Raw genomic sequence first — 13,686 nt, 5'->3', positions numbered from 1 at the left:
GATTCAACGCCATGACTCACCAAAAAGTTGCCATCGTCACCGGCGCCTCGCGCGGCATCGGCGCAGTGATCGCCAAACAACTGGCCAGCGACGGTTTTGCCGTCGCCATCAATTACGCCAGCAGCGCCACTGAAGCCTCAAGGCTGGTTGTGGAATTGCGTCAGGCCGGTCATCAAGCCATAGCGATCAAGGCTGATGTAGCCAGCGCCGACGACGTGCGCCGGATGTTCGACGAGACTGAAGCGCAATTGGGCAAGGTCGATGTGCTGATCAACAACGCTGGCATCCTCAAGGTCATGCCCTTGGCGCAGCACACGGATGAACTGTTCGAGCAGACCTTCAACATCCACGCGCGCGGCACGTTCAACACCTTGCGCGAAGCGGCGACGCGCCTGAACGGTGGCGGACGGATCATCAACTTTTCCAGCAGCACCGTCGGCCTTAACTTGCCGGGTTACGCGGTGTACATCGCCAGCAAAGCGGCGGTGGAGTCGCTGACCCAAGTGTTTGCCAAGGAAATGCGCGGGCGCAACATCACCGTCAATGCCGTGGCACCGGGACCGGTGGCCACCGAGTTGTTTTTGCAGGGCAAGAGTGAGGAACAGATTCAGAGCTTCGCCAAGATGCCGCCGCTGGAGCGCTTGGGTCAGCCGGAGGACATTGCCCGGGTGGTGTCGTTTCTGGCGGGGCCGGATTCGGGCTGGGTCAACGGGCAGATTTTGCGGGCCAATGGTGGGTTGGTTTAACTAAGCTCACACTGACACTACTGCTCGCGATAGCGGTTTATCAGGCGACACACAACGACCAGGTGAGCTCACCATGCACACAGCAATCATCATCACCTTCGGCCTGGCCCTCCTCGCCCTGATGCTGTTCATCGGCGAAAAAATCGGCTTCAGCCGCCAGACACTGATCTACAGCTTTGTGATCCTGTGGCTGGCGCTGACGGTGATCAACGGTGCCGTTGGCGTGGTCACGGCCGGCCAGCCCTTGAGTTCAGAGCTGGTGATCGGCACGGTGGTGTTCAGTGTGCCGGTGGCGGCGTTAGTGCTGTTCATGGTGATGAGCGCCGAGGCCTGATAAAGCCCCGGCGCCTGTCCGTCTGGATCAACGCACCAAGTGCAGGAATTGCAGGTGCCGTTCGTACTGATCGAGGATGTCGTTGATGATCTGGTCCTTGGTGTAACCCACCAGATCGTAGTCCTGGCTGCCCTCGCTCAAATGCACTTCGGCCCGGTAATAACGCCGGTTGTTGATTTGCTTGGACCCCATGCCGCCTCGGGCGAAAGACGGTGTGAAATAACCGCGCATCTGCACCTGATAGATAAACGGATGCTGTTCACCGTGACCGATTTCCAGGCTGACGCTGTCGTTGACCGGGTCCGGTTGCGTAATCACGTTCAAACCCTTTTCGACAAACACCGCCGACACTTCCTCGATCGCCGGCCGCACCGTCGTATCCAGAAAACGATACACCTCATCGCGCGACGGGAAGTGCACCGCCTGGCTCAAACGCTGTCGCCAGCCACCCTTGCCACGCCTTGACCCGGAAACCGGTGCCAGCGAATGCAGTTGCGCGATCTGCTTCTGGGATTCCAGGTAGAACGCCTTGTGCAGCCCCCACATCATCAATAGCAAGATCAACGAAAACGGCAGCGAGGTCAGCACCACTGCTGACTTCAACGCATCGATGCTGCCGGAGAACAACAGCGCGCTGGTCACCAATGCCGTCATCGCGCCCCAGAACACCCGCAGCCATTTCGGCCCGTCTTCATCCGGGTTGCCGCCCTTGGCGGACAACGTCGACAGCACCACGGTGCCGGAGTCGGCCGAGGTGACGAAGAATACGAAGCTGATGAACACCGTGACGGCAATCACGGTTTTGCTCCACGGGTAGGTTTCCAGTAGCAAATAAAGCGTCATTGACGGGTTGTCGATGGCCGACATGCCGAGCGCGCTCATGCCGTGGTTGAGCACTTGATCGATGGCACTGTTGCCGAAGATCGACATCCACGCCAGGGTGAAACCAAGCGGAATCAGCAGCACGCCGAAGACAAATTCACGGATGGTGCGGCCACGGGAAATCCGCGCGATGAACAGGCCCACGAACGGCGACCATGCGATCCACCAGGCCCAGTAAAACACCGTCCAGCCACCGAGCCAGTCGCTGGGTTTGTCGTAGGCGTACAGGTCGAAACTCTTCATCGGCAAGGCGCCGAGGTAGTCGCCCAGGTTCTGGATCAGCGTGTTGAGCAAGTGCTGCGTGGGGCCGGCGAACAACACGAACAGCAGCAGCGCGCAGGCCAGCAGCATGTTGATGTCGGACATCACCCGCACGCCTTTATCGACGCCGGAGACCGCAACGATGATCGCGGCGCCCATCATCAGCGTGATCAGGCCGACCTGAATCCACTGGGTGTGGGCAATGCCAAACAGGTAGTCCAGCCCTGAGTTGAGGTGCAGTACGCCGAAGCCCATGTCGGCGCCAAGACCGAACACCGTGGCGATGATGCCGAAGCCGTCTACCGCGTAACCGATGGGACCGTTGATGCGCTTGCCGATCAGCGGATACAACGCCGAACGCAAGGCCAGCGGCAGGTTATGCCGATAGGCGAAGTAGGCCAGCGCCATGCCGACGAAAGCAAACACACCCCAGCCGTGCAGGCCCCAGTGCAGAAACAGAATTTGCATCGCCTGACGCGCCGCGTCCGCCGTACCGGCCTCGCCTTGTGGCGGCTGGAGCATGTGGGTCAGCGGTTCGGACACGCAAAAGAAAAACAGCGTGATGCTGATCCCGGCGGCGAACAGCATGCCGGCCCAGGACAGGTAACTGAATTCGGGTTCGTCGTGGTCGGCACCAAGCTTTATCTTGCCGCAGCCGGACAAGGCTGTGACCACCACGAAGACCAGATACAGGGTCATCGCGAGCATGTAATACCAGCCGACCGTGTTGGCCGCCCAGTTTTGCGCCGCCAGCAACCAGGCACCGGCCTGTTCGGGCATGGCGATGACGACGATGCCGAACAACAGAATGAAGCTCGCCGAGAAGTAAAAAACCGGCGGATTCATGCGGATCAAACCGCTGGGAGGGAGGGACGATGCACTCATGAAACGTGCACCGCGAAGGGATTGAACATGGCTGTAGAAATCGGACTCAGCAAAGGCAAGCCTCCTGTTGTGAGCGGGCAGCGAGCTACCGGTTTAACTTGAATGAACGTTCAAGTTAAACATGGATAGGCTGCTAAGGACTAATCGCAAGGCTCGGCGGTACTGTTCGTACGCTAGCTCAAGGAGGGGTAAGAGGAGGGTTTTTGAGGATGATCGTTCCCACGCTCTGCGTGGGAATGCATCCCGTGACGCTCCGCGTCACTTTTACGAACTGGAACGCGGAGCGTCCCTTGAGGCATTCCCACGCAGAGCGTGGGAACGATCCGCTGTAGGTTTATTTCTGCGTCCCGTCATCGTGTTGAAGATTGGCCTGTGTCAGGTTGCAGCCCGCCGGCACGCTGCGGGTCAGCCAGACGTTGCCACCGATTGTCGAGCCTTTGCCAATCGTGATCCGCCCCAGAATCGTCGCCCCGGCATAGATGACCACGTCATCTTCAACAATCGGGTGCCGCGGATGGCCCTTCTGCAATTGACCGTCCTCATCGGACGGGAAGCGCTTGGCGCCCAGGGTGACCGCCTGATAAATCCGCACGCGCTCACCAATAATCGCGGTTTCGCCGATCACCACGCCGGTCCCGTGATCGATAAAGAAGCTGCGACCGATCTGCGCCCCAGGGTGAATGTCGATACCGGTGGCCGAGTGGGCGATTTCCGAGCTGATCCGCGCCAGCAACGGCAAACCGGCGCGATACAAATGGTGGGCCAGGCGATGGTGAATCACCGCCAGAATGCCCGGATAGCACAGCAACACTTCATCGACACTGCGCGCCGCCGGGTCGCCGTGATAGGCCGCCAGCACATCGGTATCCAGCAAACTGCGCAGCCCCGGCAAGGCGAGCGCGAAGTCCTGAATGATCTGAATGGTCTTGGCTTCGATGTCAGAGTCGGCCTGCTGACTGTGGCGGGCGGCATAGCGCAATTCGAGTCGAGCCTGAGCCAGCAGCGCATTCAACGCCACATCAAGGGTGTGGCCAACGTAGAAGTCTTCACTCTCTTCGCGCAAATCCACCGGCCCCAACCGCATCGGGAACAACGCCCCGCACAGCGCTTCAAGAATGTCCGCCATGGCCGCCCGCGAAGGCAATTCGCGACCGCCCTGCTCTGTGCTGGCGCGGCCATTTTGTGCGCGCCACTGATCACGCGCCGCGCGCAGTTGGCTGACGATGGTCTGCAGTTGCCAATGACTGGAACGCTCGCTCACGGTAAAAAACTCCTCACAGGCGGCCGGACAGTCTGGCCGCATTAACGGCGATTACTTTACGGCAAGGTCTTGAGGTCGAATTAAGAACCAATTGTGCAGAGCTCAGAATCTTTGGCTATAAGCGATTGGCGGTTGCCCAGGCAAATGGGCGTGCCTATAGTCCTGACAATCTTTCTGCGCCAGTACGGACCCATGATCAAACAACAGCTCGCTCGCTTTAACCGTCTCGATTTACTCGGCCACCCCACTGCCCTGGAAAAACTTGAACGCTTGTCGACCTGGCTGGGCCGCGATGTGTACGTCAAACGCGATGACCTGACGCCACTGGCCATGGGCGGCAACAAGCTGCGCAAGCTCGAATACCTCGCCGCCGATGCCCTGGCACAAGGCGCCGACACGCTCATCACCGCGGGGGCGCTGCAATCCAACCATGTGCGCCAGACCGCCGCCATTGCCGCCAAACTGGGCCTGGGTTGCGTTGCGCTGCTGGAAAACCCGCTGGGCACCGACGACGCCAACTACATCGGTAACGGCAATCGTCTGTTGCTGGACCTGTTCGATGCCAAGGTCGAGTTGGTCGAAAACCTCGACAACGCCGATGAGCAATTGGAGGCATTGGCCACACGACTGCGCAATAACGGCAAAAATCCTTATCTGGTGCCGATAGGCGGCTCGAATGCGCTGGGCGCATTGGGTTACGTGCGGGCCGGCCTGGAACTGGCCGAACAGATCAAGGACACCGGGCTACAATTTGCTGCCGTGGTCCTGGCCTCCGGCAGCGCCGGCACCCACAGCGGTTTGGCGTTGGCGCTGAGTGAAGCACTGCCGGATTTGCCAGTGATTGGTGTCACGGTTTCCCGTAGCGATGAAGACCAGCGCCCGAAGGTGCAGGGCCTGGCCGAGCGTACCGCCGAGTTGTTGGGCGTGAAGTTGCCGGCGAGCTTCAAGGTCGAGTTGTGGGACGAGTATTTCGCACCGCGCTATGGCGAGCCGAATGCCGGGACACTGGCAGCGGTGAAGCTACTGGCCAGTCAGGAAGGTTTGCTGCTCGACCCGGTGTATACCGGTAAGGCCATGGCCGGGTTGCTGGACGGCATCGGTCGCCAGCGATTCGATGAAGGACCGATTATCTTTTTGCACACCGGTGGGGCTCCGGCGTTGTTTGCCTACAAGGATTTTCTCTAACCGAGACGCTGACTGATCGCTCCCTCGCCCTGCGTGGGAGTGCAGCCCGTGACGCTCTGCGTCACTGGACGCGGAGCGTCCCTTGAGGCGTTCCCACGTGGAGCGTGGGAACGATCCAATCTTATATGCAATTTAAGAATATAAAATACAGCATTGAGTATTTTAAATTCTATAGGCGTCATCATATAGTCACGCCGCAGGCGAATTTGTAGCAAGACGCATATGCTGCTTTAGGGCAGGATATTGCAGTCGTTCAATTCCCGAATTTGCCAACTTTCCTAATGCGTCTTCCATAAGAAAACACAGGGGCTTGTCATGAATTTTTCCGCACTACGTCGTAACCTGCTGGTAGGTTCACTGGGCCTGGCGCTGAGCGCTGGTCTGCTGGGGCAAGCAGTTGCCGGTGAGCAACTGCAAAAAATCAAAGACGCTGGCGTTATCAACGTCGGCCTGGAAGGCACTTACCCACCGTTCAGCTTCGTCGACGCCGACGGCAAACTGTCCGGCTTCGAAGTCGAATTCTCCGAAGCCCTGGCCAAAGAGCTGGGCGTGAAGGTCAAGCTGCAACCCACCAAATGGGACGGCATCCTCGCGGCGCTGGAATCCAAGCGTCTGGACGCCGTCATCAACCAGGTGACCATCTCTGAAGAGCGCAAGAAGAAGTACGACTTCTCCGAGCCGTACACCGTTTCCGGGATTCAGGCGCTGGTGCTGACGAAGAAGGCCGCCGAGCTGAACATCAAGTCCGCCGCTGACCTGGCTGGCAAGAAAGTCGGCGTTGGCCTGGGCACCAACTACGAAGAGTGGGTGAAAACCAATGTGCCAAAGGCTGACATCCGCACCTACGAAGATGACCCAACCAAGTTCCAGGACCTGCGTGTCGGGCGCATCGACGTCATTCTGATCGACCGTCTGGCCGCTCTGGAGTACGCCAAGAAAGCCAAGGACACCTCCGCCGCCGGCGACGCGTTCTCTCGCCAGGAAGCCGGCATCGCCCTGCGCAAAGGCGAACCTGAGTTGCTGGCCGCTGTGAACAAGGCCATCGACAAACTGCGCGCCGACGGCACCCTGAAAAAGCTCTCGGAAAAATACTTCAACGCTGACGTCACTCAATAATGGAAGAAGCTTTCCAACTCGCACTGGATTCCGTGCCCTTTCTACTCAAGGGCGCGTACTACACAGTGATCCTCAGCCTGGGCGGAATGTTTTTCGGCCTGCTGATGGGTTTCGGCCTGGCACTGATGCGCCTGTCGCGCTTCAAGCTGGTGAGCTGGATTGCCCGCATCTACGTGTCGTTCTTTCGCGGCACGCCGTTGCTGGTGCAACTGTTCGTGATCTATTACGGCTTGCCGCAATTGGGCATCGAACTTGATCCGCTGCCAGCGGCCCTGATCGGCTTCTCGCTGAACATGGCCGCCTATGCCTGCGAAATCCTGCGTGCCGCGATCAGCTCCATCGAGCGCGGCCAATGGGAAGCCGCCGCGAGTATCGGCATGACCCGTGCGCAAACCCTGCGCCGGGCCATCCTGCCGCAGGCGATGCGCACGGCCTTGCCGCCGTTGGGCAACAGCTTCATTTCGCTGGTCAAGGACACGGCGCTGGCCGCTACCATCCAGGTGCCGGAACTGTTCCGTCAGGCGCAGCTGATTACCGCCCGCACCTTTGAAATTTTCACCATGTATCTTGCCGCCGCGCTGATCTACTGGGTTCTGGCCACGGTGCTGTCGCACCTCCAAAACCAGTTGGAAGCACGGGTCAATCGGCACGACCAGGAGTCCTGACCCAATGATTGTCGTGGAAAAACTGACAAAGCAGTTCAAGGGTCAAGTGGTGCTCAATGGCATCGATCTGGAAGTGAAGGAAGGCGAGGTCGTGGCGATCATCGGGCCCAGTGGCTCGGGTAAAACCACGTTCCTGCGTTGCCTGAATTTTCTGGAAGAGCCGAGCAGCGGCCGGATCAAGGTCGGTGATATCGAGATCGATGGCAGCCGTCCACTGAACCAGCAGCAAGGCCTGGTGCGACGCTTGCGTCAACACGTGGGTTTCGTGTTCCAGAACTTCAACCTGTTCCCGCATCGCACTGCGCTGGAAAACGTCATCGAAGGCCCGATCATCGTCAAGAAGATCCCGCAGGCCGAAGCCATTGCCCTGGGCAAAAAGCTCTTGGCCAAGGTGGGGCTGGCGGGCAAGGAAGATGCTTACCCGCGACGCCTTTCCGGGGGTCAGCAACAGCGTGTGGCGATTGCCCGTGCGCTGGCGATGGAACCGGAAGTGATCCTGTTCGATGAGCCGACCTCGGCGCTCGATCCGGAACTGGTCGGTGAAGTGTTGGCGACCATCCGCGGCCTGGCCGAGGAGAAGCGCACCATGGTCATCGTCACTCACGAAATGGGCTTTGCCCGGGACGTGGCCAATCGCGTGGTGTTTTTCGACAAGGGCGTGATCGTCGAGCAAGGCGAATCAAAAGCGTTGTTTGCCAACCCGAAAGAAGAACGGACAAAACAGTTCCTCAGCAAGTTTCTGAACAACGCCCACTCCTGAGTCGCGCTTAACTACTTGTTAACTTCCATGGATGGAAGTAACAACTACCCCAGCGACAACCCCCTTCTAAGCTACTTTTCCAGCTCATACTTTAGATAATTCATCCAACGCTTTGTGCGGTACATATATATGTCCTGCAACAGATCTTTCCCGCCTGGAGTTCGTTTATATCGACGCTGCGACTTTTGACCTTTGCCCGCCCTCACACGCCTTTAAACCGTGGTCATATTCGACGAAGCGCTGACGCTTATTAACTTCACCACGTAGGATTATTCTGAATAACAAGTTATCCAGCACTTAACTAGCCAGCTCTATTGACACCTATTCAAGCGCACTCTTATCTAGTCACCAACAGGCGCCAACTTTCGCACTCAATCATTATTTAACGGCCCAATAATGAGCCGTTATGTTGCTGGGTAATGCACGCCTTTTGATCTTTCAGAAACGGAACTTCGCTGCAAGGCTTCAAGGAGAAACCCCATGACAAGCACTTCGAACACACCCGAACTTGCGGCCCCAACCCTGGCGCAATCGCACAAGGCCGGCGTCAACATGATCTCGGCGGCTCACCTCATGATCGACATCGCACCCTACTCCCGCATGGACGCAGGCGACCTTATCGAACTGTTCTGGAACAACTGCTACGTCGCCTCCAGGGTGCTGACTGCCGACGACAGCGGCAACGTGATCAGCCTGCGAGTGCCGCAAAGTTTCATCGCTAACGGCTGCGCACGCATCCACTACAAGGTCATGCAGGTCGGGCAAGACCCGGCGTTGTCACCGGCCACCCGCGTCCAGATCAAACTGGATGGCCCTGGCGGCCCGCACTCCGCCCAGGGCGGCGACGAAAACCAAAACCTTGCACCCGTCGGCATCCCCGAGACTATCCGCCGCCAAGGAGTCAATCCGAATCAGATCAAACGCGGCGTCCCGTTGACCATCGAGCCTTACCTGAACATGGCCATCGACGACGAAATCACCCTGCGCTGGGGCGATGTGCGCATGGACCTGCCCCGGCTCAAGGCGGACGAAGTAGGCCAGCCGATTCAGGTGTGGGTGCCGCCGGCGATCATTCTCGAAGCGGGTGAAGACCTGCGGCTGGAAGTGACGTATTGCATCCTCGACCACGTGGGCAATAACTCACGCTGGGCGCCACCGCGCTGGCTGAAGATCGGCTGCGCAAATCCGTATTTGAAGGTGCCGCCCAAGGACATGTTGATGGCCGCTGAACCCCGAAAACGCTGATCTCTCTGTGGCACTGGGCGATCTCGATCCTGTAGCAGCTGGCGAAGCCTGCGTCGGCCGGTCCGCGCTCGGGCGTAGCAGTCGTTAAATCAAACAATGCGGTCATTCTGGTTGATCGCGGACTCAGATTTACGACTGCTGCGCCCGAGCGCGGACCGGCCGACGCAAGCTTCGCCAGCTGCTACAGGGGTATGCGCACACTCATCAAATGGGTGTATGCCACCCCTTCTATGTATATTCCTAAAAGTTAGTTTATTAATTTTTTATACACGCTTAGGGTATATGCACCGGACCACCGGACATTCTTGTTTTTATTCGTCGCCACCACGCGGCGATCCCATGAGATGTGAGGTAGGTATGGTCCGGAACACAATCACCCCAGTGCAGATCGCCAGGGCATTGCGTGCAGCCAAGGAGCGGCACTGATGTCCAGTCTGGCAGAAGCCCACGTTCAGAGTGATCTGGACATCGCCCCGTTGTTGTTGCCCGCACAGGTCCTGCGCAACGATGCTCAAGCCATCGAAGCCGCCCATGAGCTGGCGCAAGTCGCCCGTCTGCACGCGGCCAAACGTGACCGGCAGCGCAAGTTGCCCTGGTCGGAAATCGAACAGTTCACCCGCAGCGGATTGGGCAGCATTGCCATCCCGCGTGAATACGGTGGCCCACAGGTTTCGTTCGTCACCCTGGCCGAAGTCTTCGCGATCATTTCCGCAGCAGACCCGGCACTGGGACAGATCCCGCAAAACCAGTTCGGCATTCTCAACCTGGTGCTCGGCAGCGCCACTGAAGCGCAGAAAAAGCAGCTGTTCAAAAGCGTGCTCGACGGCTGGCGCATCGGCAATGCAGGGCCTGAACGCGGCACTAAAAACACCCTGGAGCTCAAGGCGCGCATTACCGCCGACGGCGACGGCTTTGTCCTCAATGGCCAGAAGTTTTACTCCACGGGCGCGCTGTTCGCCCACTGGGTCGCAGTCAAGGCGCTGAACGATGACGGCAAACAAGTGCTGGCCTTCGTCCGTCGCGGCACCCCGGGGCTGCGCATCGTTGATGACTGGTCGGGCTTCGGTCAGCGCACCACTGCCAGCGGCACTATTTTGCTCAACAACGTGCGGGTCGATGCCGAGCTGGTGGTGGATAACTGGAAGATCAACGATAAGCCGAATATTCAGGGCGCCGTGTCGCAACTGATTCAAGCCGCCATCGACGCCGGGATTGCCCGGGGCGCCATCGATGATGCCATCGACTTCGTGAAAACCCGCGCCCGTCCGTGGATCGACGCCAAGGTCGAACGGGCCAGCGATGACCTGTATGTGATCGCGGACATCGGCAAGTTGAAAATCGAGCTGCACGCCGCCGAAGCGTTGCTGCGCAAGGCCGGGCAAGTGCTTGACCAGGTCAACGCCGCCCCCCTCACCCCCGAGTCTGCCGCCCGCGCTTCGATTGCCGTGGCCGAAGCCAAAGTGCTGACCACCGAGATCTCGCTGCTGGCCAGCGAAAAGCTTTTCGAACTGGCCGGCAGCCGCGCCACCCTCGCCGAATTCAACCTCGACCGCCACTGGCGCAACGCCCGCGTGCACACGCTGCACGACCCCGTGCGCTGGAAATATCACGCCGTCGGCACCTATCACCTCAACGGCACCTTGCCGGCGCGGCATTCCTGGATCTGACGACCAGCACCCTTTTTTGACCAGATCTCTGGAGAAACACATGACTTATTCTCACCACGTCGCGGTCATCACCAGCGACGAGCAAGCCCTGGTCGTCGCCAGCGATCTGGCCGAAGACTTCAAACGCGACAGTGCCCTGCGCGACCGCGAACGCCGACTGCCGCACCCGGAACTGGAAGTGTTTTCCCGCTCGGGCCTGTGGGGCATCAGCGTGCCAAAGGAGTACGGCGGCGCCGGGGTTTCCAACGTGACGCTGGCCAAGGTGATCGCGTTGATTGCCCAGGCTGACGGCTCGCTCGGGCAAATCCCGCAGAATCATTTTTATGCCCTCGAAGTGCTGCGCGTGAACGGCAGCCATGCGCAGAAAAAACGCTTGTACGCCGAGGTATTGGCCGGCCAGCGCTTCGGCAATGCGCTCGCCGAGCTCGGCACAAAAACCGCGCACGAGCGCATCACCAGCCTCAAGCGTGACGGCGACGGTTATCGCATCAGCGGTCGCAAGTTCTACGCGACCGGCGCCATTTACGCGCAACGCATTCCCACTTCGGTGGTGGATGAAAACGGCGTGCAGCAACTGGCGTTCGTCCCGCGCGATAGCCAAGGCCTGACGGTCATCGACGATTGGAGCGGCTTTGGCCAACGCACCACCGGCAGCGGCTCGGTGGTGTTCGAAGACGTGCATGTGGCGGCCGAAGACGTGATCCCGTTTCAAAGCGCGTTCGAGCGCCCGACCACCGTCGGCCCGTTGGCACAGATTCTTCACGCGGCCATCGACACCGGTATTGCCCGCGCGGCGGATGAAGATGCGCTGCATTTTGTCCGGACCAAAACCCGGCCATGGATCGACGCCACCCACGAAAAAGCCACTGAGGACCCACTGACCCTCAAAAGCTTCGGCCACTTGAGCATTCGCTTGCATGCGGCTGAAGCCCTGCTGGAACGCTCCGGCGAATTTCTCGACAGAGCTCAAGCCGACACCAACGCCGAGACCGTCGCCGCCGCATCGATTGCCGTTGCCGAAGCCCGGGCCCTCAGCACTGAAATCTCCCTCGCCGCCGGCAGCACGTTGTTCGAACTGGCCGGCAGCCAGGCCACCCTGATCGAGCATGGGCTGGATCGGCACTGGCGCAACGCGCGCGTGCACACCTTGCACGACCCGGTGCGCTGGAAGTACCACGCGGTGGGCAACTACTACCTCAACGATGAAAACCCGCCACTGCGGGGGACCATTTGATGGCCAGCGCGAAAAAGAAAATCCTGCTCAACGCGTTCAACATGAACTGCATCGGGCACATCAACCATGGCCTGTGGACGCACCCACGGGACAATTCCACGCAATACAAGACGATCGAATACTGGACGGAGCTGGCGCAATTGCTGGAGCGCGGGCTGTTCGACGGATTGTTCATCGCCGACATCGTCGGCGTGTACGACGTCTACCAGAACTCGGTGGAGGTGCCGCTCAAGGAGTCGATCCAACTGCCGGTCAACGACCCGCTGCTGCTGGTGTCGGCCATGGCGGCGGTAACCAGAAACCTCGGCTTCGGCCTGACCGCCAACCTCACTTACGAACCGCCGTACCTGTTCGCCCGGCGCATGTCGACGCTCGATCACCTGAGCCGCGGCCGGGTCGGCTGGAACATCGTCACCGGCTACCTCGACAGCGCCGCCAAGGCCATGGGCCTGAGCGAGCAGGTGGAACACGACCGTCGTTATGACCAGGCCGATGAATACCTGGAGGTGCTCTACAAACTCTGGGAAGGCAGTTGGGAAAACGGCGCGGTGCTCAACGACCGCGAGCAGCGGATCTATGCCCAACCGGACAAAGTGCACAAGGTCGAGCACAAGGGCGAGTTCTATCAGGTCGAGGGTTATCACCTGTGCGAGCCGTCGCCACAACGTACACCGGTACTGTTTCAGGCCGGCAGTTCGGATCGCGGTTTGCTGTTCGCCGGTCGGCATGCCGAGTGCGTGTTCATCAGTGGCCAGAACAAACCGTCGACCAAAATCCAGGTGGACAAGGTGCGCGCCAGCGCCGTCGAGGCCGGGCGCAAACCCGAGGACATCAAGGTGTTCATGGGGCTGAACGTGATTGTCGGCGCCACCGAGGAACTCGCCTGGGCCAAGCACGCCGAGTACCTGAGCTACGCCAGTGCCGAGGCTGGCGTGGCGCATTTCTCGGCGTCTACCGGCATCGATTTTTCCGAGTACGCCATCGACGAACCGATCCAGTACGTGAAGAGCAACGCGATTCAGTCGGCGACCAAAAACCTGCAAAACAACGATTGGACCCGGCGCAAATTGCTGGAGCAACACGCACTCGGTGGCCGCTATATCACGCTGGTGGGTTCGCCTGAACAAGTGGCGGATGAACTGGAATCGTGGATCGCCGAAACCGGTCTGGACGGCTTCAACCTGACACGGATTGTCACGCCGGAAAGCTATGTGGATTTCATTGAGCTGGTGATCCCGGAGCTGCAACGCCGCGGGTCGTACAAGACCGCTTATGACGAGGGCAGCTTGCGCGAAAAACTGTTTCACGCAGAGGCGCTTTTGCCTGAGCAACACACTGGCTCGGCGTTTCGCCGCTAAAAGCATCGCGGGCAAGCCTTGCTCCTACAGATTCAGGGGGGCCTTTTTTATGGGCCACACCCATACCTGTAGGAGCAAAGCTTGCTC

The 13,686-nt window shown here is 59.4% G+C and carries 12 protein-coding genes; 10 read left to right on the top strand and 2 right to left on the bottom strand.

Annotated elements, in window-relative coordinates:
* Window positions 1-11 precede the first annotated feature (11 nt).
* Both LOY55_RS01040 and LOY55_RS01035 read left to right on the top strand, forming a co-directional pair.
* Window positions 12-746, top strand: coding sequence for an SDR family oxidoreductase (locus LOY55_RS01040; protein ID WP_223523131.1), 735 nt, complete (start codon window positions 12-14; stop codon window positions 744-746).
* A 73-nt stretch (window positions 747-819) separates the two neighbouring features.
* The gene (locus tag LOY55_RS01035) at window positions 820-1,080 is read left to right on the top strand and encodes a hypothetical protein (RefSeq protein ID WP_046031321.1); all 261 of its coding nucleotides are present in this window, start codon (window positions 820-822) and stop codon (window positions 1,078-1,080) included.
* 27 nt (window positions 1,081-1,107) lie between these two features.
* On the opposite strand, the gene betT is transcribed toward LOY55_RS01035, so the two are convergent.
* A complete protein-coding gene (betT, locus tag LOY55_RS01030; RefSeq protein ID WP_223523169.1) occupies window positions 1,108-3,069 on the bottom strand; it encodes a choline transporter BetT in 1,962 nt (653 codons plus the stop codon).
* Between the two features lie 373 nt (window positions 3,070-3,442).
* Complete coding sequence (gene epsC / locus LOY55_RS01025; protein WP_046031323.1) at window positions 3,443-4,369, bottom strand: serine O-acetyltransferase EpsC; 927 nt, start codon at window positions 4,367-4,369, stop codon at window positions 3,443-3,445.
* Window positions 4,370-4,561: 192 nt separating this feature from the next.
* On the opposite strand from epsC, the gene LOY55_RS01020 reads away from it, so the two are divergent.
* The 8 genes from LOY55_RS01020 to LOY55_RS00985 all read left to right on the top strand — a co-directional run bounded on the left by LOY55_RS01020 (window position 4,562) and on the right by LOY55_RS00985 (window position 13,599).
* Window positions 4,562-5,554 carry a D-cysteine desulfhydrase gene (locus tag LOY55_RS01020; RefSeq protein ID WP_046031324.1) on the top strand — a complete coding sequence of 331 codons (993 nt, stop codon included), beginning with the start codon at window positions 4,562-4,564 and terminating at the stop codon, window positions 5,552-5,554.
* 315 nt (window positions 5,555-5,869) lie between these two features.
* The gene (tcyJ, locus tag LOY55_RS01015; protein ID WP_223523127.1) at window positions 5,870-6,670 is read left to right on the top strand and encodes a cystine ABC transporter substrate-binding protein; all 801 of its coding nucleotides are present in this window, start codon (window positions 5,870-5,872) and stop codon (window positions 6,668-6,670) included.
* Window positions 6,670-7,335 (top strand): cystine ABC transporter permease, encoded by a 666-nt coding sequence (gene tcyL / locus LOY55_RS01010; protein ID WP_046031326.1) that lies wholly within the window; start codon window positions 6,670-6,672, stop codon window positions 7,333-7,335. The genes tcyJ and tcyL overlap by 1 nt, the downstream gene beginning before the upstream one ends.
* A 4-nt stretch (window positions 7,336-7,339) precedes the next feature.
* Entirely contained in the window at window positions 7,340-8,095 is a 756-nt protein-coding gene (tcyN, locus tag LOY55_RS01005; protein ID WP_077432246.1) for an L-cystine ABC transporter ATP-binding protein TcyN, read from the top strand.
* A gap of 480 nt (window positions 8,096-8,575) precedes the next feature.
* Entirely contained in the window at window positions 8,576-9,340 is a 765-nt protein-coding gene (locus tag LOY55_RS01000) for a hypothetical protein (RefSeq protein ID WP_077432245.1), read from the top strand.
* 425 nt (window positions 9,341-9,765) lie between these two features.
* Window positions 9,766-11,007, top strand: a complete 1,242-nt coding sequence (locus LOY55_RS00995; protein WP_046031329.1) for an SfnB family sulfur acquisition oxidoreductase — start codon at window positions 9,766-9,768, stop codon at window positions 11,005-11,007.
* A 40-nt stretch (window positions 11,008-11,047) separates the two neighbouring features.
* The gene (locus LOY55_RS00990; protein WP_223523125.1) at window positions 11,048-12,241 is read left to right on the top strand and encodes an SfnB family sulfur acquisition oxidoreductase; all 1,194 of its coding nucleotides are present in this window, start codon (window positions 11,048-11,050) and stop codon (window positions 12,239-12,241) included.
* On the top strand, window positions 12,241-13,599 hold the full coding sequence (locus LOY55_RS00985; protein ID WP_223523123.1) for an LLM class flavin-dependent oxidoreductase: 1,359 nt from the start codon (window positions 12,241-12,243) through the stop codon (window positions 13,597-13,599). The genes LOY55_RS00990 and LOY55_RS00985 overlap by 1 nt, the downstream gene beginning before the upstream one ends.
* Window positions 13,600-13,686: the final 87 nt, after the last annotated feature.

The sequence above is a fragment of the Pseudomonas sp. B21-040 genome (assembly GCF_024748695.1).
GTDB lineage: Bacteria > Pseudomonadota > Gammaproteobacteria > Pseudomonadales > Pseudomonadaceae > Aquipseudomonas.
This window is presented reverse-complemented; position numbering and strand designations above follow the sequence as displayed.

Excerpts from the sequence above, each read along its gene's own strand:
- LOY55_RS01040 (WP_223523131.1), top strand. The coding sequence starts at position 12 with ATGACTCACCAAAAAGTTGCCATCGTCACCGGCGCCTCGCGCGGCATC.
- LOY55_RS01035 (WP_046031321.1), top strand. The coding sequence starts at position 820 with ATGCACACAGCAATCATCATCACCTTCGGCCTGGCCCTCCTCGCCCTG.
- betT (WP_223523169.1), bottom strand. The coding sequence starts at position 3,069 with ATGAATCCGCCGGTTTTTTACTTCTCGGCGAGCTTCATTCTGTTGTTC.
- LOY55_RS01020 (WP_046031324.1), top strand. The coding sequence starts at position 4,562 with ATGATCAAACAACAGCTCGCTCGCTTTAACCGTCTCGATTTACTCGGC.
- tcyJ (WP_223523127.1), top strand. The coding sequence starts at position 5,870 with ATGAATTTTTCCGCACTACGTCGTAACCTGCTGGTAGGTTCACTGGGC.
- tcyL (WP_046031326.1), top strand. The coding sequence starts at position 6,670 with ATGGAAGAAGCTTTCCAACTCGCACTGGATTCCGTGCCCTTTCTACTC.
- tcyN (WP_077432246.1), top strand. The coding sequence starts at position 7,340 with ATGATTGTCGTGGAAAAACTGACAAAGCAGTTCAAGGGTCAAGTGGTG.
- LOY55_RS01000 (WP_077432245.1), top strand. The coding sequence starts at position 8,576 with ATGACAAGCACTTCGAACACACCCGAACTTGCGGCCCCAACCCTGGCG.
- LOY55_RS00995 (WP_046031329.1), top strand. The coding sequence starts at position 9,766 with ATGTCCAGTCTGGCAGAAGCCCACGTTCAGAGTGATCTGGACATCGCC.
- LOY55_RS00990 (WP_223523125.1), top strand. The coding sequence starts at position 11,048 with ATGACTTATTCTCACCACGTCGCGGTCATCACCAGCGACGAGCAAGCC.
- LOY55_RS00985 (WP_223523123.1), top strand. The coding sequence starts at position 12,241 with ATGGCCAGCGCGAAAAAGAAAATCCTGCTCAACGCGTTCAACATGAAC.